The sequence below is a fragment of the Halopenitus persicus genome, from assembly GCF_002355635.1.
Taxonomy (GTDB): domain Archaea; phylum Halobacteriota; class Halobacteria; order Halobacteriales; family Haloferacaceae; genus Halopenitus; species Halopenitus persicus_A.
The window spans coordinates 60,736-83,303 of the sequence record NZ_AP017559.1 but is presented as its reverse complement, the minus strand read 5'-3'; the positions used below and the strand labels follow the sequence as shown (position 1 = coordinate 83,303).

Below are 22,568 nucleotides of genomic sequence, written 5' to 3'. Positions count from 1 at the left end.
GTATTCTCGAAATAATCTAAATACCGTCTTCGGAATCTATCTCCCTCCGTTATCGAGTTGTAACGGATCCTCGAGGATCTTCATCGCCGCAATTCTGGCTGAACTCGGGCTCCCCATTTTCGAGTTGTAAGACGTTGAGGAACGGTAACGCACCAAGTGCGACTCTTTCCCTCTCTATTTTCAAGTTGTAAGTACAAGATGGATCTGTATCGAGCTTCCGCGTATGAAATGGTGCGCTGGTTCACTGACAACAACGAGCGTGAAACAATGAGTGAACGCAATTGTCCGGACTGTGATGTCCAAATGGAGAAGACAAACGTAACAGCAGAAGGTGTCGGAGACTGCTCTATTGAAAATGGAAGACAGCGACGGGATCCTTCCGTAACGGTTTGAGGAAATGAGGTCGAGAAGGCGATTATGGGCGTCGTTTTACTCGACCTCGTTGAGACAGCACTACGTGTAGCTAAACAAGCGTTGGAGAATCGAGCGGGCAAGCCCGACTCGGGCGGGCTTGCCCGCGAGGCTCACATCGCCGCACACTGTATTCGGAAGGAAGAGGGCCACAGCTACGCCGAACTTGTAGATCGGCTCAGCCTCATGCCGGACGTGTGTGACCGACTTGGGATCAGCTCGGATGCTCCACCCGATCCAACCACGTTCTACCACTCGTTTGACCGATACGAGATGTACATCTGGCGGGCGTTGCTGCGCGTTTCTGCGCAGCAACACCCGCAATCTGGCCACGTCGCACTCGACAGCACGTTCTTCGAGCGATCCCACGCCTCACAGTACTATTGCCAGCGGCGAGGCCAGACGATCAAGACGGTGAAAGCGACGACATTGACCGATACAGAGTCGCTGGCAGTATTGGACGTTCACTGCTGTATCGGGCGTGAGCACGACACCAAGGCTGGCCCGCGGGTCGTCCGCCGGAACGCGGACGACCTGCGGGCCGTTGCCGCCGACAATGGGTTCCAAGATTGGTACTCCGAATACGAGATCGCCGCATTAGACGTTGAGTACCTCGTTCACTACCGTGGATCAACTCCGAAAGCAGTTGCCAACAACGCGCTCATCCGAGCAAAAGGTTACACACAGCGATGGATGTCAGAAACAAGCTACTCAACAGTCAAGCGAACGCAAGACTCCGCCCTGCGTTCGCAGTTCTGGTACCGGCAGTTCCGTGAGATCATTCTCTCGTTCGCGCTCAACAACCTCAAGAAGCTCGCCAAAACACTATGATCCCGCTTCCTTACCGCATTTTCAATAGAGCATCGGAGACCTTTATGTTGAAACTGAGAGAGACAGTGGTGTACTTGTTCGTCTCGGTGTTGGGCATCAAACCCCGCTCTATGCGTTCCTCTGTCCGGAGTGTGGAGCGACTCGACTCTATGCCGATTTATCCAAGTAGTTTGTTGAAGACGTTGACGGGTTTTCTAAAAGACACGCGTACGGTACGCCAGTGTCGTCTGTCTCGAAGGGTTTCAGCAGAGCCACATAGTTCGGAATTTTCGAATGATGGTGTGGAGAAAACGGTTCGTCTCACACACCCCGTTTTCGAGTAGTAAGCATTGGCGGTGTTTGCTAAAGAAGTTCTCGAATAGCTACCCCCACCCCCCTTTTTCGAGTTGTAAGTCACGGGAGATGGACCACCTAAGACACTGAGAAGAGAGAGACCAATTACCAAAACCCTATAGAGAGCTGCTAAACCGGCGTAATACACGGAGAAGAAATCGTAGACTAGATCTGAAGGACGTGGATCCTCTGAGATGTTAATTATCTAGTTTAGCTGGATAATCTGTTTCTTATGCTCTATTACGGTTGTGGTAAGTAAACATATAACATAAAGTTTCGCATTTATAGATACAGGTTGTAGAATAAGACGCTCAGGTCCGTCTATTACGTGAATCTGCCATAATCACCCGTTGTTCTATGTTTTCTAGGGTTTACCCCCTCCCCTTCATCACGAGTTTACAACTCGAAAAAGGGGGGAGAGGGTTCGTCACATCTATAGTAGAAATCTTTGCAAGGATACCCACCGAAGATCGACATAAATCGGTGATTCTCGGGGAGATACAAGTAGATACTTCTTGAGATCTCTATAATCTATGGTACCGTCCCACGTATACCGTCTCGCGTTGAATGACTTCCCACTCAAAGGGGGAGAAAGTGCGCTTTCGTCAGCTAGAACGAGCTCTACCTCGTAATTAGGTACTGTGGTTAACCAACAGATCCACTCTAAACGATCCTCGTGTTGGTTAATCATTCTCCGTGTTCGCGAACGCCGTTAACTCCGGCACCCGTGTCTCTGCGAGCTCTCGACGGATTTTCGAGCGATTCCAGCCCAACGGCGACAGAAGACTCTCGATCGCCCGAACGAGTTGCGTCTCGTAGTATGACGCATCATACGACTCAACCCCTTCGTGGGCCAACACGACCCGTTCTCGCGAGGTCTTCTCGTCATCGACGACCACGTATTCGATATCCTGTCCGGGATGCATAGCGAGATCCTGGTCGCGAGCCCGCTTCAGCGCCGCCACGTTCTGGGTGTTCTGCGTGTACCCTTCCAGCGGCTTGGAGACACGATTTCGTTCGACGAGATCCTCGATCGGGACCTCGCCGGCGTGCAGACGGTCGATTGCGTCTCGGAGCGAATTGAGGACTGCTTTCGGTGACCGGGTCGCATCAAATCGCTCGAGGCACTCCCGCTGGAACTTCTCGATAAACGGTGGCGTCGAGCGCTGCCGCGCTTCGATACCTCTTACTTTGAACTCGTCGGCACCAGCGACTTTCCCGAAGTACTTCGTCAACGCGCCGGCATCACTCTCGCGCTGCGGAACGAACGCCACCCAGTCATAGCGGGCTTCGTGTTCGAGCCGAATCTCGACGCGTTCGGTGATCTCCGTCGCGAGCGTCTCGAGGTCCTCGCGGTTATCGTCGACGTCGGGGTCCGGGGTCACCCAGATGGAGTCGACGATGCCGTGAACAACCCGCCACCCACCGGCTTCTAGTCGTTGCTTTGCCGTCAACAAAATCTCGCGAGCGAACGCGTTGATCGCCTCGTGACATTCGATTCGGCCGAACTTCGCGTTGCTGAACCCTTGATATCCGAAACAGGCGACAAGTATCCACTTCAGCGCTCCCGACCGCCCCTCGAGTTCCGCCAGTCGGTCCTCGTCGGGGTCGTCCCGTTCCTTCTCACGACGAATGGCCGCCTTGATCTCGTCGCGAGCGTCGATGATCGGTTGCAGTACGTCGACGAGGTATCCGCGGTCGTCGCAGATCGAGTATCCGAGACTGTGGACGTCGTCACGGTCGCGATGGCAATCACACCGGATGACGTCCGGTGAGATGTTCCGGGTACAGATGATGTTCGGATACAGGCTCGAAAAATCGAGTTCGTGGACGTTCTCGTGCAGGCCGACCTCGGGCGCGAAGATGAAGCCGCCGCGGTCGGCGTCGTGGAGCGTCCCCATCGGCTTGTAAAACTCGTGGCGCCAGGAGTTCCACGGCACGAGCACGCCGCGGTCGTGGGCCTCGCAGATCTGGATGGCGGTGAGGACGTTCCCGATCGACGCCCAGGCGAGCTCCTGGACTGGCTTTTTCGAGCGCGACACGAGGTCGAGGACGCCGTCGAGGTTCGTCTCCCCGTAAAAGAACGTGTTCGACTCGTCGATGATCGCCCGCCCGGGGACGTTGTACCGTGCTGGCGAGTGGCCGACGCGGCCGTAGCTCGAGTACGTCGACCGGCTCGCGAGCTGCTGGTAGTCGACGTCCGGCCACCGACTCAGCGTGAACTCGTCGATGCCGGCGGCCGCGGCCATCTCGTACAGGGTCGGGATGATCCCGCTTGTCGAGCAGACCAGGATATCCGGATTCTGATCATCGAGTGCTGCCTGGACTGCCGTCAGGATATCCGTGGGCGAGCCGGTGACGGTGTCGCCGGCGACTGACAGCTCGGCATAGGTGTCGTTGCTCGTTTCGACCACGGGGACGCTGAGTCGGAGCGTCGACAGCTCGCTTGTTGGCGTCGGATCGACGTCTTCCTCGAGACAGTAGCGAAACTCTCGCGAGAAATCGACGTTGAAGCACGCCAGGTCCCCGACTGGATACGCGTTTAGCTGACGTGCCTGCCGGGCGAGTGGCGTGACGCGGTTGATGTGATCGACGTCGACGGCGAGGACGGCCTCCTCGTCACGTCGGAAACCGGGTCGTCGTGCAACCGTCCCGGTCGCAACGACGTCCGGGTGCTGGTCGTACACCGACTGGAGTCTCGTGAGATCGAGGTCGGCGTCAGGGTCACGAGGGGCCACGTAGAAGCGTGGGGAGTAGTCATCGCGCTCGGTCGCGACGGCGCCGTCGGCGGTAGCTTCCCACTCGAGGACGTGCCCGTCGTCGAAGAAGTCAATAGTGAACGGCATCTGTGACTCACGCCTCTACCAAACTGGACGATTGCGTGTCTAATAAGCCGATGCGTGTCGTTTCCGAACCTCAACGGAATGGCGTCAAAGCCTCTCTAACACTCTATTTTGTGTCGTTTGTGCGTCCTCTTTCTCTTCCGGGATGATTTCCGGGATCACTGGCAACACCTAACCAACAACTTCGGGTATTAGCACTATTTGTTGGTTAGGACTACGATTCGAACTCGTCGCATATCTGCCTATTATAACCCGTCTCGGAGTTACACCCCTCGAAGGAATGATCGAAGTTCTTTGACGGTTTGGTCGGGCGCCTCGCTCGGGCCGGCGTGGCTGACGCCGTCGAAATCAACCAGCCGACTGTCCGAGAGTGCTTCATCCACGTCGCGAGCGCTCTCGCGGAGGAACTCGGGACCTTCGGTACCCGTGAGCACAAGCACGGGCACGGCAACGTCGAGCGTCTCGGGTAGTTCGTAGCGCTCAACGGCGTGGTTCATCCGAATCACTTCCTCAACGAGATCGACACAGTCTGGCCAAACGGGCCACTCGGTAAGCCAGGCATCCAGGTCGTCAACCCCACCTCCGAGTACGACCTGCTCGACGTACAGTTTCAGTGCGCCTTCACGATCGCCGTTGTCGAGACGGTCCTGCATACGGTCGGCTAGGTCGGCGTGCTCGGCGAACGCCTCCGGTAGGATCGCCGGTTCGTAGGCGACGACGGCCTCGATAACGTCGGATTCGCCGTCGGCGGTGAGAGTTCGGGCCGTCTCGATGGCGGTGAGCGCGCCAAAGGAGTGGCCCAGCAGGACCGGTGTGCCGTCGAGCTCGTCCACGAGCGCACGGACGTACGTGACCTCCCGTTCCAGTACTTCGTCTGGCCCGGTCTCGTCGGGGTCGTCGAGACAGGTGCCGAATCCAGGGCGCTGGGGGACGACGGCGGCGAAGTCGTCGAGAAGTGGCAGCACGGGCTGCCAGTACTGTCGGGGAGCCATCCCACCGTGGAGACAGATCAGTGGCTGGCCGTCACCGTGGCATTCGTACGCGATTTCGATACCGTCCGCAGCCGATGTGGTCGGTGTCGTCGGCATAGGTGTTCCTGTAGTCGGGTGATGCGGCTATCTCTGACTCTCAGTCGTGCGGCGTTTTAAGTAGGGATTGCCGTTGCCGGTTGGTCCCCTCGACGTGGATCTCGAAGAGGTGGGTCTGAGCTCGGCGGAGTCGCTCCGAGCAGGAGGAGGCCGAAATGTCGAGTTCATTGGCTACGTCTTTCAGCGACGCACGGCGCGGGATCTCGAAGTAGCCGAGTTCGTAGGCGGTCCGGACGGCGGCCAGCTGGGCGTCGGTGAGATCGTTGCCCGAATCGTCACCGAAGCGTTCGTCGGCGTCGCCGCCGATGTGGGTGAGCCGGTGAAGTCGAAACGAAACGTTGCGCTGCCAGAACTCGCGAAGATCGTCGAACGCGGCGCGGTCCGCGAAACGCGCGCGTTGGATCCACCCTGCCGGTGTGGCGTGGATACGTTCGACGTGGATCGGCACTTCGTACAGCGCTCGCAGGTCCGCCAGGTCGTCGAGGTGGTCGCCGAGTTGCTCTTCGAGGCTCGTACCCGGCAGGATCGTGTACCGGCTCGCGTCATCCGTGTGTTCAACGAGCGTGTACTCATCGACGAACGGCGTCCGTTCGAACTCGGCCTCGACCGCCACGACAGTCTCATCGGTCCCGGTGACACGGGCAGTGAAGCGCGGTCGCTCGTTCATTCCCGGGTTGATCGCCAGGTCGATCCCCGCGTCGGGGACCGCCTCGGCTACGTTCACGAGCGGGAGGACGTCGCAGCCGATCTCGTACTCGGCACGGAGTGCCATACAGGGACCTCCATCTCGGCTGTCAAATCCCTACCGGAGTCGGGTTGTGCACCCGTAGGCGTGCGCTTCAAACGCGGGGAGGATGTTAATCTTGGAGCTGGTCCTGTCGAAGCTGGGCGACGTACTGGACATCCCAGTTCTTCGTTTCGACGTAGTACGTCAGTGCAGCCGAAACGTATTCTCGAGGAAGAATCTCATAGGTTGCGAGCGTACAGAGGATGTGCGGTGTCGTGAACAGGATATTCCGATCGTCGAGTGCGAGATTGACAAACAGGTAGTTGGTTGTATTGAATTCGTCTGTGATGAAGAGGTCCGCTGCTAACTCGTTCGCCAGCCAGATACATTCGGATTCCCCGCGATCGAGCCCATAGTCGAGAGGTTCATCGGTCTGGGCGTCGATTTCGTGTGTCGCCAGCTGATCTGCTGCCTGCAGCACGAGGTCGGCAGCTGCGGACAGTAGATCGTCGCTCCCAGTTGTGTCGGTGAGTTCCCCAAGCAGGCTGGTGGGGACGTGGACCTCGTACGTGGTGAGCAGTGCCTTGAGTGGATCCGAACCGGAGGGAGCTTTCGAACGGCCGTCGACGACGGGGGTAGCGAGGTTCAACAGGACGTTGGTGTCAACGACGACAACGGCTTTCTCCGCCATCATCGGGCGTGGGACTCATCGTCGGATTGAGACGAATCCGAGTCCGCCCATTCGGATATCTCGCCGTCGTAGTAGGTATCGTCACTCGGGAGATCGTCCTCGAGCTGGGGCACAGCGGGTGTCCGGTCGATCGATGCCCGGAGGAGTTTCATTCGCATTGCCTCCTCGCGACCAAGGATTGCCTCGACCGTGTCATAGTCAACGCGACCGCCATAATAGGCGTCGCTCAGCCGTCGCCGGAACTCCTCATCGTTAGCGAGGTCTTCGAGTTCGTCCTCAAGAGCATCGATGAGCAGGCGAGTTCGAGAGATATCGAGGATCTCGACGACGCTGTCGGCCCGCTCGACGAGGGACTTCGGGGCGTTGAAATCGACCCGGGTTTTCTCTTCGGCCATATCTATGTGTAGGATATACACATATTTAGTTTTCCTGCTGTCTACGCGATGAGGTCAACTACCCCACCCTAAGCGCTTTCGGCGCTTTGAGGGTGGGGCTTGCCCGTGGATTCCCGGTCTGTCGACTCGAATGGGTCGTCGGGGGTGTACTCCCCGTTCCCGTTCACCGTCCCGGACTTGAGGGCGAGTTGACCGTCGCCCAACCCGGAGGGGCGTTTGCCCTCCGGTACAGTTAGCAGTCGCTTTCCGATGTTCTTCGCCGCGTTGTAGTCACCGTCGAGTTCGTATCCACAGTCGTTGCACTCCTTGTTCAGCAATTGCGGACACCCCCGGGGGGAGACCCCCGACAATCCGGATGTCGCTACCTCAACGTCCGCTACTTGTTCAGCCAGTTTTTTGATAGCCCATCGAAGTTAAGTGAGTCAAATCGGGAGACGGCTTCGAGGACGTCGATGGCCGTCGCCGGCTCGACACGGAGTTCGAACGTGTACGCCTTGCCACCGACGGACCCGGATGCGGATTTGCGTGCGCGGATGATGCTCAGCATATCGAGTTCGATGAGGTGATCTCGCATCCGTCGCTGAGCCAGTTGATCGGCGTTGATGTGATCTGAAATCGACTTGTAGACCTCGTAGACGTCTCGAGTCCGGATCCCGGTGTGGCCTCCAAGTTCGAGAATCGTCACCGCTGCCAGCGCAAGGTGTCCCTGTGTCGTGAGCTGTTCCATCCCCTCGATAACGAGCTCTCGCTCGGCTTCGCCCTTGGCGGTTCGGACGTGCGTTTCCTCGACGTGTGTCTCGCCCTCGGATTCAGCGATCGCAGCAGCCTTCCGGAGATATTTGATCGCCTGGCGAGCGCTCCCTTTGTCCTGTGCGGCGTACGCGGCACAGAGTGGGATCACATCGCCCGACAACACGTCAGAGTCAATACGCAAGAGCGTACACTCGGTCCGATCGGCGTCAATTGTCTCGAAGCTTTCGACCAGCGATCCGTCACCGTCGTCGAGGTTGACACCGATCTCGATCTCTTCGCCGGCAGGTGTCTCGTATACTAATGATGTGTCCCGAAACGCCTTGCTCGCACGCCGAGAGAGAATGTCGCGGAGTTCATTCGCATCATACGGTGCAAAGAAGATCGAGTCGTCGTAGAGACTGTCCTTCGCGGCAGGGTCCAGATTATCGCGCCACTGGAGATCGTTACTAATTCCGATGATCGACGGGTAGACGTCGTCGTTGACGTAGTCCTTATCCCGTGCTCGGGGGAGAGAGTAGAGGATCTTGTCGTCCGTGCCGAGATTGTCGATCTCGTCGAGGACAATGATGATGGTTCCACCGATCTCGTTCATCGCGTCCCAGAGGTGCTCGAGTACCTTCTGCATCGAGTGACCGTTGGGATTCTCACCACCGAGTTCCTCACAGAGCCCACACGCAAGCGTATAGCTTGAGGAGATACCTTCACAGGAGAAGAATACAGTTGTCAGATCGAGATCTTGGTTGTCGGCAAACGCCTCTAACTCTGCGAGTTCTGCTTTCGCTGTCGCTGTCTTCCCTTGCCCCGCTTTGCCTGACAGGAACGTATTCTCGGCGCCGGCACCACGAGCTGCAGGCTTCAACGATCGACGGAGTTTCAGAATCTCGTCCTGTCGCTCCGGGAGTGTCGTTGGAGTATGTCCCTCTTTGAGGTAGCCCTCACCGCCGACCGCAAAGATTTCTGAAGTCGTCGAGTACGGGGACGAGTCCATTATCCATACCCCGTGTACGCTATCCACATAAACCCCCGTGTCCGTAATGTCCTATTCGTCCGAGTATCCCCCCGTTATGTCCGGAATAGATCGTGGTGGATGATCCACCCCTCGTTCGGGGTTCACCGGGAATATTTCCACCTGGGGGCCCGGGGGCGTCCGCAATTATCTGAGAAAATAGAGGGGGTGGGGAAAGCAGATGTCGTCGTCGCGAATTTCACTAAACTCGCCACTCCAGCATAATTCGGTGATCTTTCGGTAATATATAATATAAATTTTTCTATATATAGTAGTAAGTAGTAGGTAGAAGCAGTATTAAGGCGATTAACAGATATTTCTAAATGCGTTTAAATATAAGAGATCTACTCCCGTTTGGGTTCCAACACACTACTAGCGTGGAATTGCGGACAACCCCGGGGGTGGGGGAAACAGAATTCTGATTGGTAACAATGATGTACACGTATCACCAGGCGACCTCGGCCAGTAACGCTCACTCACGGTAGCGACGAACTGGAAATCCGGATACGGTGGGAAGCTGGGACATCCCGTCCTCAATCTGGAGACCGCTACTCGATCGAGCCGCGGAGCCCTTCGGGAAGCAACGATCCTGGTTTCTCCGCGTGGAACGCGACGTTCCCGTACGCCTGATCGACGTGTTTCTTCACCTCCTCGTCGTTGATATCCTCGGCCATCGTTTCCAACTCGGTCAGTATCGTTTGGAGTTCGTCGTCGGCGCCGATCAGCTCTGCGGCTACTGCCAGTTGTTTGAGGGCCTTGGCTGCGGTCCGTCGTACTCGTCCGTCGTCGTCGACGAGAGCCGTCAGATAGAACTCGCAAAGTTGTTGGCGATGAATTGCGGCCTCATCGAGCGTCCAGCCGTCCGGCAATGCCTCGTCGGGAGACTCAGCTCCGACCGTACGAAACGCGAGCCGTGGATACAACGAGGCGATAAAGCGTACAGCGGATTGGCGTTGATAGCCATCGTTACTCTCGTAGCACTCGCGACACCGCTCAAGACAGTCATTGAACAGGGCCGCTCGCTTCTCGACCGACAGATCCTCGACGGTGTCGATGGCTCGATTCACGCGGTCGGTATCACTCGAGGACAGCGCAGCAGCGAATGCGTCGGGAGTCTGATCCATAGGTAATCGTTTCTTCCCCGCGGTTAGTAAACAGCTTGTGCCAGATCGTATCGAAGACAACGAAGATAGCGGGAATTCAGGATGTCGTGGAACAGTCGCCACACCTGTCTCGTCCTTCCGAAAATCGGCCGATACAGTGGATCTACCGAGGTGTCATAGCGCACGTTACAAGATGTTGTTTTCATCCTTATTTAGCCGAACTATCAAATAGAACGAAACTGCGTATGTCACACATAGTTTCAGCTTAGTCAAGCAGAATGAACCAGTCAACGGCCGGGGGGCAATACAGTGATAACACAGAATAACCCATATCAAACTATAGTAATCGTTAGAACTTTCCGCTCAAAGATTGTTACTATACTCAATGGATCATCTCGACGAGATCTCCGTCGAAGAACTCCAAGACGCCCTCAACAATGTTGACGGAAACAAGCCGACTCAACGGTTGTTAGCTGCGATCGCGTACAAGGACGGTGTCACGCAGACCGAACTTGCAGAGTGGCATGACACCGGGCGAAGAACGATCTACAGCTGGTTGATGCGACTTGATACGGACGAACCGCTTGAGCAAGCTGTGTCTGATGCTCATCGATCTGGGAGAAAACGAAAGCTCTCAGAATCACAGCAAAAAGAGTTCGAACGAACTGTTCACGAACCGCCCGAGGAAGTTGGGATCGACGCGCCGGCGTGGACGCCGGCGCTCGTTCAGGAATTTCTCGAAGAAACCTACGGCGTCGAGTACTCTTCTCCGAGTTGTCGGCGGTTGCTGAAAGAAGCTGGACTCAGCTATCAAAAACCTCGACGTACAGCCGCTGAATCTGAGGAATCCGACCAAGAGGAGTTCCACGACGAGATCAAAAAAAGCGAGCGGAGATGGACGCCACAGTAGTCTGTATCGATCAGACGAAAAAATCTGTCCAGGTTGAGCCGCGTGCCGCGTGGTTTCCGCGCGGCACGCGGCCGAGCGTCGAACTCTCTGGCCAACGTGACTGGACGTGTCTACTCGGCGCAGTCACGGAAAACGGTGACTGCTTTTTCTCACGGTTCACCGAGTACGTCACCGCCGAGCACGCAAAACATTTCATTCTCGCGTTATGCAAAGAATTTGAAGAAGACTTGATCGTTGTGCTAGACGGAGCGCCGTACTTCCAGGCGTCGGCCGTCACGGATCTGGCGGCCCGTGACGACCTTGCCTTCGTCACGTTGCCTGCGTATTCGCCGGAACTCAATCCTGTCGAAGAGTGCTGGCGACAACTCCAGGATGCTCTGAGCAACCGATTCTTTGACTCGCTCGATGAACTCACGACGGCGATCGATACTGCTCTTGATCAACTGTCGCTTCCAAACGTGAGCAATTATTTCTAATGTTTACTATATATGGATATCTGGATTTCTTCAGGAACCCACGTTGACAGCATTGCTGAGCGTGAAAAACGAATTGAAGAACAGCTCGACAATCTAGATATCGTTTTTGCTGAGGGGGCTAAGAAATCAACCTCCCGAGAGCAGATCATTTCTATCCTTGATATCGTACCAATTGCACCACTACTGGCTGCTGCCATCACCTTCCACATCTACATCACCGTTGAAATACACGGAAGAATAAAGTCGAAAATCAGCGGCGGGGAGACGGGAAGAGATGTAGAACTCGTTCAAAACCTAACTTCTCGTCATAACGTTGAGTGGCACGAGATCGACGAAGAGCCGCTCAGCCAATACATCCACACCAACCGAATAGTATGGGGAATTCTCAACTGGGGTTCTCTGGTTGGGATTACGGTACTCATTTGGCCTTCTCCGTTAACCGTGTGGAACGCAATCCAATACGGTACCGTGTTGCTCCTAAGCGGCTATATTCTTCTCATTGCTCTCCTCACAGTCGCAAACTATGCACGCGAGGAGACTATGGCAGAAGAGATCACAAACAGAAGTGAGAAACACGATCAAGCTGTCGTTGTTCTCGGAGAAGGTCATCATCCCGGAGTAGGAAGGCGATTGAAAAAAGAGTCAGACCTGAATGTACTCAATCCAAGCCCAGAGGATTTGAATTGGGGGACACGAGTGATACTTCGAGTTTTTGAGATCTACAGTCGACTAAGGACGTAGTGAGATATGATGGGCTCTGTTGAAATCCTTAGAGAGTTACATATTCGGCCTGTAATTCCACGAGATGAAGTCCCTCCCGAAGTCGCAGATTCTCCGGTTTACTGAGAAGGCGATCCATCTGGCACGCCGGGCCGTCTCTCGATACTCCTCGAAATTCTCAAAACACCGCTATACACTCCCGCAGCACGTTGTTCTACTGTGTCTCAAAGTTCGGAAGAACACGACTTACCGTGGCCTGCTTGACGAACTGATCGAGATGTCACGCATCCGTCGCGCTCTTGGATTAGTTGAACTGCCTACGCCATCAACGCTCTGTAAGGCGTTTAACCGGCTTGACATGGCTGTCTGTGTCATATTGACTCTCTCAGCGACGCTCCTTCCGACGAGTGGAATCGTTGGAGTTGATGCGTCAGGGTTCGACCGGAGTCACGCCTCAAAACACTACACGAAACGGGCTGAGCTCACGATTCAGCAGCTCAAAGTAAACGCTGTTGGTAGATACGAAGGTGAACGCAATTCTCGATCTACACATAACGACGACACGAAAACACGATAGCCAGATCGCCCCGTCGTTGATCGAGCGCAATCCCGAGCATATTGACATCCTGCTCGGTGACAAAGGCTATGACGACCAGAAAATCAGACGACTTGCCCGCCACCACGGGGTTCGCCCACTGATTAAGCACCGTGAGTTCACAGCGCTCCACAAGGCATGGAACGCTCGCTTAGACGCTGATCTCTACGGCCAACGGAGTCAATCTGAGAGTGTAAACTCGACGCTCAAGCGGAAGTACGGTGCGTTTGTTCGCTCACGGCGTTGGTGGAAACAGTTCCGTGAACTCACTATCGCCTGTCTCGTTCATAATGTAGACTGGTCACTCTGAACGGTCAATACAGATGGTACAGCTATCGAAGCAAGTTTTCCAAGGCTATCAGAAGACCGATTATTTTACCTAAGACGAGTGCTTACCGATTTCTCTTATCGAGGTTTACGGAGATGCTCTTCGTTTGAAGATACGAATCGAGTGCTTCGAACCCTTTCTCACGACCAATTCCACTCTTTTTCGTTCCACCGAACGGTGTTTCGATGGACCCGCCGAACCATTCGTTTACATAGACGCTGCCCGCTTCGATATTTCTGGCGACGTTCAACGCTTGTGTAATGTCCCGAGAGAATACACCGCCAGTAAGGCCAAATTCGACACCGTTTGCGATCTCAATCGCTTCCTCACGGTCGGAAAACGGGATCACTGTAAGGACAGGACCAAAGATCTCCTCCTGCGCAATTCGCATGTCGTTATCAACATCAGAAAATACCGTCGGGGGGAGGAAATATCCATCACGATCAAGTGGTTCGCCACCTGTTTCGAGCGTTGCTCCCTCATTTATGCCGATCTCAACGTAATCCAAGACAGACTCGAAGTGCTCGGCATGGTTGAGCGGACCCATATCCGGATCCTCTTTGCCGGGGCCGAGTGTGTACGATTCTGCCCGGGCAACGATCCGGTCGACAAATTCGTCGTAAATCGATTCGTGAACAACTGCTCTATCAGCTGCCGAACAAATTTGACCAGCGTTCGTGAAAATTCCTTTCGCGATCCAGAACGAAGCGTCATCGAGATCAGCATCAGACATCACGATAGCGGGATTCTTTCCGCCCAACTCGAGCGTGACTGGAGTTATCGTTTCAGCTGCAGATTGCATCACCGCTTCTCCGGTGGACACGCTCCCAGTAAACGTGAGTTGGTCAACGCTGGTGTGCGAAGAAAGTGCGACACCCGGTTCTGCTCCGCCCGTGACGATGTTGACGACCCCGTCAGGGACGCCAGCATCCGAACAGATATCGGCTAAGCGGAGCGCAGAGAGTGGCGTTGTCGGTGCTGGTTTTACAACAACCGTATTTCCTGCTACCAGTGCCGGTGCAACTCCGCGGGCGGTAATACTCAGTGGGAAGTTCCAGGGGATAATCTGCCCACTTACTCCGTATGGTTCTCGTGTGGTCAGGTTGAGACTCTTCTTTCCGACCGGAATACTTTCGCCTTCGAGTTTATCGGCGGCCCCCGCATAATACTCGAAATATCGAGCTGCATCTTCAATATCGCTGCGAGCCTGTGTGAACGGTTTTCCCTGATCATGACTCTCAATAGTAGCTATAGTAGACATTAGAAATAATTGCTCACGTTTGGAAGCGACAGCTGGTCAAGAGCGGTATCGATCGCCGTCGTGAGTTCATCGAGCGAGTCAAAGAATCGGTTGCTCAGAGCGTCCTGGAGTTGTCGCCAGCACTCTTCGACAGGATTGAGTTCCGGCGAATACGCAGGCAACGTGACGAAGGCGAGGTCGTCACGGGCCGCCAGCTCCGTGACGGCCGACGCCTGGAAGTACGGCGCTCCGTCTAGCACAACGATCAAATCTTCTTCAAATTCTTTGCATAACGCGAGAATGAAATGTTTCGCGTGGTCGGCGGTAACGTACTCGGTGAACCGTGAGAAAAAGCAGTCACCGTTTTCGGTGACTGCGCCGAGTAGACACGTCCAGTCACGTTGGCCAGAGAGTTCGACGCTCGGCCGCGTGCCGCGCGGAAACCACGCGGCACGCGGCTCGACCTGGACGGATTTCTTGGTCTGATCGATACAGACTACTGTGGCGTCCATCTCCGCTCGCTTTTTTTAATTTCGTCGTGGAACTCCTCTTGGTCGGATTCCTCAGATTCAGCGGCTGTACGTCGAGGTTTTTGATAGCTGAGTCCAGCTTCTTTCAGCAACCGCCGACAACTCGGGTAAGAGTACTCAACGCCGTAGGTTTCTTCGAGAAAATCTTGGACGAGCGCCGGCGTCCACGCCGGCGCGTCGATCCCGACTTCCTCGGGGGGTTCGTGAACAGTTCGTTCGAACTCTTGTTGCTGTGATTCTGAGAGCTTTCGTTTTCTCCCAGATCGATGAGCATCAGAAACAGCGTGCTCAAACGGTTCGTCTGTATCAAGTCGCATCAACCAGCTGTAGATCGTTCTTCGCCCAGTGTCGTGCCACTCTGCAAGTTCGGTCTGCGTTACACCGTTCTTGTACGCGATCGCGGCTAACAACCGTTGAGTCGGCTTGTTTCCGTCAACATTGTCGAGGGCGTCTTGGAGTTCTTCGACGGAGATCTCGTCGAGATGATCCATTGAGTATAGCAACAATTTCTGAGCGGAAAGTTCTAACGATTACTATAGGATTTCACCACGAGAAGTCACTACCGAAGATTATGAATCAGTATATAATGGGTTAATTCAGAACCACTTGCCAAAGCTTGCCAAATACGGTATTATTGAATACGACGACCGCGCGAAAGTCGTAACAGTCACTCCGCGTATTGAGGAGTATGTGCTCCTGATTGCGATTGCTCGAATTATACCTCCAAATCGGTGAATGAGTATGAATACGCCCCTCCTCGCTGCATCAGTATTAATTGAGGTACTCGAAGGCCCTGCTGATCAGATCGCCGATGAATTCCTTTGCGAGCACGGTGATCGTAACCAGGGGAGCGACACTCAGCTTCAGACGTCCGTGTGCTATAGTAATCGTTAGAACTTTCCGCTCAAAGACTGTTGCTATACTCAATGGATCATCTCGACGAGATCTCCGTCGAAGAACTCCAAGACGCCCTCGACAATGTTGACGGAAACAAGCCGACTCAACGGTTGTTAGCGGCGATTGCGTACAAAAACGGTGTAACGCAGACCGAACTTGCAGAGTGGCACGATACCGGGCGAAGAACGATCTACAGCTGGTTAATGCGACTTGATACGGACGAACCGTTTGAGCAAGCTGTGTCTGATGCTCATCGATCTGGGAGAAAACGAAAGCTCTCAGAATCACAGCAAAAAGAGTTCGAACGAACTGTTCATGAACCGCCCGAGGAAGTTGGGATCGACGCGCCGGCGTGGACGCCGGCGCTCGTTCAGGAATTTCTCGAAGAAACCTACGGCGTCGAGTACTCTGCCCCGAGTTGTCGGCGGTTGCTGAAAGAAGCTGGACTCAGCTATCAAAAACCTCGACGTACAGCCGCTGAATCTGAAGAATCCGACCAAGAAGAGTTCCACGACGAGATCAAAAAAAGCGAGCGGAGATGGACGCCACAGTAGTCTGTATCGATCAGACGAAAAAATCTGTCCAGGTCGAGCCGCGTGCCGCGTGGTTTCCGCGCGGCACGCGGCCGAGCGTCGAACTCTCTGGCCAACGTGACTGGACGTGTCTACTCGGCGCAGTCACCGAAAACGGTGACTGCTTTTTCTCGCGGTTCACCGAGTACGTCACCGCCGACCACGCAAAACATTTCATTCTCGCGTTATGCAAAGAATTTGAAGAAGACTTGATCGTCGTGCTAGATGGGGCGTCGTACTTCCAGGCGTCGGCCGTCACGGACCTGGCGGCCCGTGACGACCTCGCCTTCGTCACGTTACCTGCGTATTCGCCGGAACTCAATCCTGTCGAAGAGTGCTGGCGACAACTCCAGGACGCTCTGAGCAACCGATTCTTTGACTCGCTCGATGAACTCACGACGGCGATCGATACCGCTCTTGACCAGCTGTCGCTCCCAAAAGTGAGCAATTATTTCTAATGTCTACTATAGCCACGGTCGACTGACACGGTCATTTTATTTCGCCTCGCTATGGGCGGAGGCGAGTTTCAATGAGACTCTCGATACAAGTTATCGATCAAGACGGGAACGAACAGACAATTTCCGGCGTCAAGCGGGAAGACTGGGAAAATATGAATGACCCCTGTCCGGAGTGTGGAGGACTTGAGTTCAACCATTTTTCAGTATCTGGCGGACATTACGGATCACGTGATTCTGCGGTCGTAATGCGTTCTGATTTTTGGGATGCTGACCAATCCTTATTCACACGATGCCGTGGGTGCCGCGAGATACTCTACAAGCATCCTGCATTCGATGTCCTATTTCCCTCGGATGATAGTGAGGAAACCGCTCTAGACTTCTAATCTGTCCTGACTTCTCTGTAGTTCCGGACGATATCGTCTTCCGACAAGACCTTCGAGAGTACCCTTGACGTGGTTGTACGGCTTCGCGCTGATTCGGAACGCCACCTCGCCGCCGTCAGTGAGTGACATATTGTACCCTTCCTCGTAGTTCGCACGAAGCGGGTACGCGCCGTCCTTTGTGTGGCTTGGCTGGCCGAAGTCCTCGTACTCGTAGTAGTTCTCCATCGCACCAAGTGCTTTGGCAACGATGCGCTGTGTCGTGTTTTTCACGAGGGTAGCGTTGTCGGCCATACGGCCGGGAATCGTGTCCCAATCCACGCCTTGCTTGGCGAGGCGGATCGTTTTGTTGTACACTGAGCGCGATTCGAGGCAAGCGTCACGCAGCAGACTCTCGTTGTCACTCTGGATGTCGAGTTGGAAATCCAGCGTCTTCACGAGAGGCTGCTCTGAGGCCATTCCTCTAATTCAATACCGTAGTCCATCTCTCTTGAATATCGGCCACCCACGGTGAAAGTGAATGCTCAACCGAGTTTACGGCCTTCACTCTCGGGGTCAAGGCCCGAGGCACTCGACCTGCTTCGCCTGTAGACACCCTCCACTGTTTCCGGAGCTTTTCGCTATATGATTATCGGAGGACCCGGGTATTCGTGATACCACAGAGAGCCAAGATTACAACGTCTCTGAAGGGATTTTCTTACCAAACAACTGCCTGGTTATTCGATTAGTTTTGTTAGATAAGAACCGATCATATTTTTTGTGATTTGAATCAGATATCGACTGGTAGAGAAGCCCTCAATCCGGTTTTCACTTGACGGAGTGGTGTGGTGGCACTCAGAAATCGTAAGTCGATATTCGTTCATCCGTACGATTTGCTCCACCGAACTACAGCACTGTTTCCTGAGCTTTCGGAGGTTGGACCACTCCACCATTTCCGGAGCTTTGTTCGACTCAATCGCAGACTGAGATCACCAGCTGAGGTAGCTCTTCGAGTCACAACATCCATTCCCTCCACTGTTTCCGAAGCTTCACGAGAACCAACCCCCTCCACCGTTTCCGGAGCTTTTTCCAGTTCAAACAATCAATTAAAATTGTTATCTCAACTACATCATTAATCTGTAAATGAGATTCAATAATCGGAGATATCGGTCTACAAGAGGTTGTTATCATCAGCCGCCGACTGGATGATGTTCGCGGGTTCTTCAAAGCGGTTTGTTGAAAGAAGAACCTCGAGAACAGCCTTCAACGGAACGTTGAGCTCGTATTCATGATACCGACCAGCGGAAAGTCCTTCGTTCCGTTCGTACACGCTGATGAGCCCGAGCATATTCATATCGGAGAGGTGATCGCGAACACGGCGTTCACTGACGTTATCAGCGTCGAGACGTTCACAGATTTTCACATATCGTTGGTACAGGTCACGAGATCGCACTGGAACCTCACCAATCGCCTGATGGTATGCGAGCGCACAAAGCACTGCATGGCCTTGCGTCGTGAGTTCCTGCATCCCCTCGTAGAGTTGGTTCTTTTCGAGCTCGTCCTGGGCGTCCCGGACGTGATCCTCAGTAACGGCTTCCGTATCGTCCGCCTGGGCTAGCTCGCCGGCTTCGCGAAGAAGCCGGATCGCTTGGCGTGCCGAACCCGTATCCTGTGCAGCAAATGCCGCACAAAGTGGGACGACGTCGTCATTGAGGACATCGTCGTGAAAGGCTTTCTCAGCACGCGGATTAAGGATCGATCGGAGTTGGTTCGCGTCATACGGGGGAAAGAGAATCTCTTTTTCAGCCAGCGTGTCCTTGACCTTCGGTGAAAGATTTTCTCGGAACTGGAAGTCGTTGCTAATCCCAACGATCACCGGTCGGACATCCTCGACGTAGCCGTTCGATCGTGCTCGAGGGAGGCCATAGAGGATATCGTCGGAGTGACCGATATTGTCGATCTCATCGAGGACGATCACGACAGTTCCACCGAATTCATCGAGTTCTTCGTATAGAATATCGAAGACTCGTTGTTGGGAGTACCCCGTTGTACTGATGCGGTCTTTGTCCTTGCTCCCTCGGAGTTCATTAACGAGAGTAACCGCTACCTGGTAGGATGATGAGAGGTTCTCACAGCTGACCCAGACGGTCGAGAGCTCGACGTCGTCATACTCGGTCGCATCATCCTCGAGGTGGGAGAGCATAAACTTCGTCGCGACGGTCTTTCCCGTCCCCGTCTTACCGTAGAGAAAGATGTTCGACGTCGGGCGATTGTCGATGATCGGTTGGAGGGCACGCTTGTACTTCTTGAGTTCCTCGTCGCGTTCACGGATGTCTTCCGGCTCGTAGGAGTCGTCAAGGGGTTCAGCATCCGCAAACACATGACGATCTCGCTGAAACATCCCCATAAAACGTGCCCTCACACCACGATACAATAAAGCCACCGCTTCCTTAGTTTCCGAAGCGTCCCAAGCTCTGTAGTATATAAACAAATACCCCACCACTGTTTCCTAAGCTGCCTTTCTTTTTATAACACACTCACTCCACTGTTTCCTAAGCTATTGTTGAAACGTACCCCACCCCCTCTAACGAACTCATTTATTAAGAGAAAGTATTAAGACACTATGCTAGAAACAGTATCCGCAGTACCTTAGAAAAGAATAGTAATAAATACAATATATTTATTTTATTATATTAGGATCAGAGACGATTCGACGTTCCCCGGCAATATCTTCTGTATCCTACGTACGCATCCTCTTTCTCTAAACGATAGCTTAGGAAACAGTGGAGTGAGGGTCTTCGTCATCCGTCGTCGATAATAGCTTAGGAAACGGTGGAGGGTTACTAAGACGTCAGGTCGAGAACATTCCGATCGTCACGGAAACATCGTCAGCGTCTCGTACGAAATCCTACGTCACTGTCCAAGGAAGAACTCAACTCGTCTCAGCCGTTCTTCTTCCCGCACATCGTTTGGAGATACAGCTCGTACAAAGCTTCGGAAACGGTGGAGTGTACAGTAGTCTTTCGAGGACATTTTCGGAAAGTCTGACGAGATAACCCCACCGATTTACCACTGTATCCGAAGAAATCTAATAGTTGTATAACCCGCGATATGAGCCGTCTCAATTGGTATAGCTCCGGAAACGACGGAGGGGGTACTGTTTCAATCTTACCTAATTTTTAATTATTACCACGTCTATTGTTTGGTAAGATGATGTCGACCCAACCACCTGCCCCTGATTCGCTCCCGAAGTATCTCGCCGAGGGAGTTCCCAAACAGGACGATCCGACTCTCCACGAGCTCCAAGCGTGGATCGACGATCTTCTCGCGTACCGCCAAGACGTCGACGCCGACGACATCGACGTCGACGAGAATGAATCAATCGAAGCAGTTGAAGACTCGAGCGACGGGACGGTCGTGATCAAGAAAGTCAGCTGTGGCAAAGACAGTTGCAAATGCCAGTCAGGCGAACTGCATGGTCCTTACAAGTACACCGTTCGTCGACGGGGAGATAGCCTCAAGTGGAAGTATCACGGTCCGATCTCGGAAGAAGATACGTGAACTACTTCACTCCCGCTTTACACAGATGACTATACATTTTCTTTGTTCAGAGAAAGATATATTTTGGAGAACTATGACTGATAGCCCTCGTCGCGACGGTCCACCCACCTTCGATAGACAGTTCGAAGACGAAGCAGTCATTCCTCCGCGCGATATCTTGCTCCGGCAACCACTCCATCGGAAACAGCGGAGGCACATCGTATCTTTGCGGCCACGGCGACTCCAAAACAGCTCACGGAACCGGACACTCAAGACGGTGGCCGCCGTACCGATGAGCACACTCTCCCTCCAGAAATGTCGACGCCTGCTACCACTCGTATCGCGTGTGCATCTCCACAGTTCGTCGAGCGGGCTGAGCCATCACTGCTGGACGACTGGCTTACCTACTATGACCCGTCGATCGTCCTCTTAACGGGAGATTCTCCAGCACCGCGTGCTGCAAGTCGTCTTCGTCGACGTCTTGATTCGGAAACCCTCCTGTACCATCCTGCGAGTAACGTACCAACGAGTGGTCTACGTCGTATCGATGACGTGCAGTTCGTACTTGCACCGACCGAACAGTCCGTTCGCGAACTTCGTGAGTATGAATATCAGGACCTCGACGTCGATCAGCCATCGTTCGTCCTGAGTGGACTCCTCGAACTGGATGTGGACACGACATCACTCTCGACCACGCTCGTCGGTCGCGAAGAGTACGTCTCATCCCTTCAAACGAGCCAGCTCGAGGGAGAGTACGTCCACATCTCGGCGTCCCTTCCAGCCGACTATCGCCGTGAGTGGGATGGCCTCACCGTCATTGGTGGAGGGTTCGACTCGGGATATGCCGGCACTCCTCTCGTCGCTCTTGATTGTCGTGATGATGGACGTGTGCTCACGCGCTCAGTGAATCGATCGCAACTAGGGCTTCGAGCGTTGGATCAGGTCGGAGGTAAACGCGCACAACAGCTCCGAGAAGCAGGTTTCACAAGTCGCGAAGATATCGCCACTACGTCAACGAGTTCGCTGTCTGATCTTCCCGGACTCGGGCAGACGATCGCTGGCCGAATCCAGCAAAGCGCAACGGCGATCGCTCACGACGAGATCGTACGCAAGTCCGACGACCCGCTTCCGAACGGAGATCCCGTGTACATCGACATCGAAACGGATGGGCTCTCTCCGACGATCACGTGGCTTATCGGTGTCCTGGATGGCACAGCTGCGGACGGCCGATATCTGTCGTTCACCCAGACGAACCCTGATGAGCCAGGACGGGCGCTCGAGGACTTTTTGGCGTGGTACACGGCGAACGCGAGCCATCGTCCTCTCGTGGCGTACCGTGGCTGGAAGTTCGACTTCAGCGTTATCCACGACCACATCATCGAGTATTGTCCACACTACGAGGACGACTGGAACAGTACCTATCGCTTCGATCCCTACCGGTGGGCCGTTGAGAAGAAGAACGCAATCCTCCCTGGTCGAACGAATAAACTCGAAGACGTCGCCGCAGCGCTTGGTTACGAACGTGACGAAACCGGGTTGACTGGAGCTGCAGTTGCCCGAACGTATCAACAATGGATGGCGGACCGATCCTCGTCAACGGAGCCGGATTGGGACCGATTCAAGTCCTACTGCGAAGACGACGTCCGCGGACTCGCTATGATCTATGAGTCACTCGAGAAGAGTAACCGTATCATATCGACCGACGAGCCATCCCGCGATACCACGGAAACAACCACACAGCAACGCCTCTCTGATTGGTAAC

Annotated in this window: 18 protein-coding genes and 2 pseudogenes; 8 read left to right on the top strand and 12 right to left on the bottom strand. The window is 54.3% G+C overall.

What is annotated here, in order from left to right:
- Nucleotides 1-417: 417 nt before the first annotated feature.
- Complete coding sequence (locus CPZ00_RS14940; RefSeq protein WP_096391800.1) at nucleotides 418-1,242, top strand: transposase; 825 nt, start codon at nucleotides 418-420, stop codon at nucleotides 1,240-1,242.
- 1,016 nt (nucleotides 1,243-2,258) lie between these two features.
- On the opposite strand, the gene CPZ00_RS14935 is transcribed toward CPZ00_RS14940, so the two are convergent.
- The 8 genes from CPZ00_RS14935 to CPZ00_RS14900 form a co-directional block, all read right to left on the bottom strand.
- The gene (locus CPZ00_RS14935; protein WP_096391799.1) at nucleotides 2,259-4,421 is read right to left on the bottom strand and encodes a type B DNA-directed DNA polymerase; all 2,163 of its coding nucleotides are present in this window, start codon (nucleotides 4,419-4,421) and stop codon (nucleotides 2,259-2,261) included.
- Between the two features lie 260 nt (nucleotides 4,422-4,681).
- Complete coding sequence (locus CPZ00_RS14930; RefSeq protein ID WP_096391798.1) at nucleotides 4,682-5,506, bottom strand: alpha/beta fold hydrolase; 825 nt, start codon at nucleotides 5,504-5,506, stop codon at nucleotides 4,682-4,684.
- Nucleotides 5,507-5,546: 40 nt separating this feature from the next.
- Nucleotides 5,547-6,278 (bottom strand): helix-turn-helix domain-containing protein, encoded by a 732-nt coding sequence (locus tag CPZ00_RS14925; RefSeq protein WP_096391797.1) that lies wholly within the window; start codon nucleotides 6,276-6,278, stop codon nucleotides 5,547-5,549.
- 85 nt (nucleotides 6,279-6,363) lie between these two features.
- Complete coding sequence (locus CPZ00_RS14920) at nucleotides 6,364-6,924, bottom strand: hypothetical protein (protein WP_096391839.1); 561 nt, start codon at nucleotides 6,922-6,924, stop codon at nucleotides 6,364-6,366.
- Entirely contained in the window at nucleotides 6,924-7,319 is a 396-nt protein-coding gene (locus CPZ00_RS14915; RefSeq protein ID WP_096391796.1) for a hypothetical protein, read from the bottom strand. Before CPZ00_RS14915 ends, CPZ00_RS14920 begins: the two co-directional genes overlap by 1 nt.
- A 68-nt stretch (nucleotides 7,320-7,387) precedes the next feature.
- Nucleotides 7,388-7,636 (bottom strand): transposase, encoded by a 249-nt coding sequence (locus CPZ00_RS14910; RefSeq protein WP_233255190.1) that lies wholly within the window; start codon nucleotides 7,634-7,636, stop codon nucleotides 7,388-7,390.
- Between the two features lie 59 nt (nucleotides 7,637-7,695).
- The gene (locus CPZ00_RS14905) at nucleotides 7,696-9,060 is read right to left on the bottom strand and encodes a Cdc6/Cdc18 family protein (protein WP_096391795.1); all 1,365 of its coding nucleotides are present in this window, start codon (nucleotides 9,058-9,060) and stop codon (nucleotides 7,696-7,698) included.
- A gap of 566 nt (nucleotides 9,061-9,626) precedes the next feature.
- Nucleotides 9,627-10,304, bottom strand: a complete 678-nt coding sequence (locus CPZ00_RS14900; protein WP_233255189.1) for a hypothetical protein — start codon at nucleotides 10,302-10,304, stop codon at nucleotides 9,627-9,629.
- A gap of 262 nt (nucleotides 10,305-10,566) precedes the next feature.
- On the opposite strand from CPZ00_RS14900, the gene CPZ00_RS14895 reads away from it, so the two are divergent.
- The 3 genes and pseudogenes from CPZ00_RS14895 to CPZ00_RS14890 all read left to right on the top strand — a co-directional run bounded on the left by CPZ00_RS14895 (nucleotide 10,567) and on the right by CPZ00_RS14890 (nucleotide 13,192).
- A protein-coding gene (locus tag CPZ00_RS14895; RefSeq protein WP_096389022.1) for an IS630 family transposase occupies nucleotides 10,567-11,567 on the top strand; the annotation gives its coding sequence in 2 pieces (ribosomal slippage) (nucleotides 10,567-11,059 and nucleotides 11,059-11,567; 1,002 coding nt in all).
- A gap of 12 nt (nucleotides 11,568-11,579) precedes the next feature.
- Nucleotides 11,580-12,308, top strand: coding sequence for a hypothetical protein (locus CPZ00_RS15475; protein WP_157744291.1), 729 nt, complete (start codon nucleotides 11,580-11,582; stop codon nucleotides 12,306-12,308).
- 64 nt (nucleotides 12,309-12,372) lie between these two features.
- Nucleotides 12,373-13,192 (top strand): annotated as a pseudogene (locus CPZ00_RS14890) (IS5 family transposase).
- A gap of 82 nt (nucleotides 13,193-13,274) precedes the next feature.
- On the opposite strand, the gene CPZ00_RS14885 reads toward CPZ00_RS14890, so the two are convergent.
- Together CPZ00_RS14885 and CPZ00_RS14880 are read right to left on the bottom strand one after the other, a co-directional pair.
- Nucleotides 13,275-14,471, bottom strand: coding sequence for an aldehyde dehydrogenase family protein (locus CPZ00_RS14885; RefSeq protein WP_233255194.1), 1,197 nt, complete (start codon nucleotides 14,469-14,471; stop codon nucleotides 13,275-13,277).
- Nucleotides 14,471-15,471, bottom strand: a protein-coding gene (locus CPZ00_RS14880; protein WP_096391793.1) for an IS630 family transposase whose coding sequence is annotated in 2 segments (ribosomal slippage) — nucleotides 14,471-14,979 and nucleotides 14,979-15,471 — 1,002 coding nt in all. Because the reading frame shifts where the segments join, the coding sequence is not laid out codon by codon here. Before CPZ00_RS14880 ends, CPZ00_RS14885 begins: the two co-directional genes overlap by 1 nt.
- Before the next feature lie 49 nt (nucleotides 15,472-15,520).
- Between CPZ00_RS14880 and CPZ00_RS16230 the strand changes: the two genes are divergently transcribed.
- Nucleotides 15,521-15,715: a DUF7344 domain-containing protein gene (locus CPZ00_RS16230; protein ID WP_449405067.1), complete on the top strand. Its 195-nt coding sequence runs from the start codon at nucleotides 15,521-15,523 to the stop codon at nucleotides 15,713-15,715.
- Nucleotides 15,716-15,906: 191 nt separating this feature from the next.
- Nucleotides 15,907-16,907, top strand: a protein-coding gene (locus tag CPZ00_RS14875) for an IS630 family transposase (protein ID WP_096389541.1) whose coding sequence is annotated in 2 segments (ribosomal slippage) — nucleotides 15,907-16,399 and nucleotides 16,399-16,907 — 1,002 coding nt in all. Because the reading frame shifts where the segments join, the coding sequence is not laid out codon by codon here.
- Nucleotides 16,908-17,338: 431 nt separating this feature from the next.
- Here the strand turns inward: CPZ00_RS14875 and CPZ00_RS14870 are convergent.
- Together CPZ00_RS14870 and CPZ00_RS14865 are read right to left on the bottom strand one after the other, a co-directional pair.
- A pseudogene (locus tag CPZ00_RS14870) lies at nucleotides 17,339-17,746 on the bottom strand (RNA-guided endonuclease TnpB family protein); the annotation flags it as partial.
- A gap of 691 nt (nucleotides 17,747-18,437) precedes the next feature.
- Nucleotides 18,438-19,673 (bottom strand): orc1/cdc6 family replication initiation protein, encoded by a 1,236-nt coding sequence (locus CPZ00_RS14865; RefSeq protein ID WP_096391792.1) that lies wholly within the window; start codon nucleotides 19,671-19,673, stop codon nucleotides 18,438-18,440.
- A gap of 806 nt (nucleotides 19,674-20,479) precedes the next feature.
- Between CPZ00_RS14865 and CPZ00_RS14860 the strand changes: the two genes are divergently transcribed.
- Both CPZ00_RS14860 and CPZ00_RS14855 read left to right on the top strand, forming a co-directional pair.
- Nucleotides 20,480-20,827, top strand: a complete 348-nt coding sequence (locus CPZ00_RS14860) for a DUF6788 family protein (RefSeq protein WP_096391838.1) — start codon at nucleotides 20,480-20,482, stop codon at nucleotides 20,825-20,827.
- A 531-nt stretch (nucleotides 20,828-21,358) separates the two neighbouring features.
- Nucleotides 21,359-22,567, top strand: coding sequence for a ribonuclease H-like domain-containing protein (locus tag CPZ00_RS14855; protein ID WP_172861890.1), 1,209 nt, complete (start codon nucleotides 21,359-21,361; stop codon nucleotides 22,565-22,567).
- The last annotated feature ends 1 nt before the right edge of the window (nucleotide 22,568 follow it).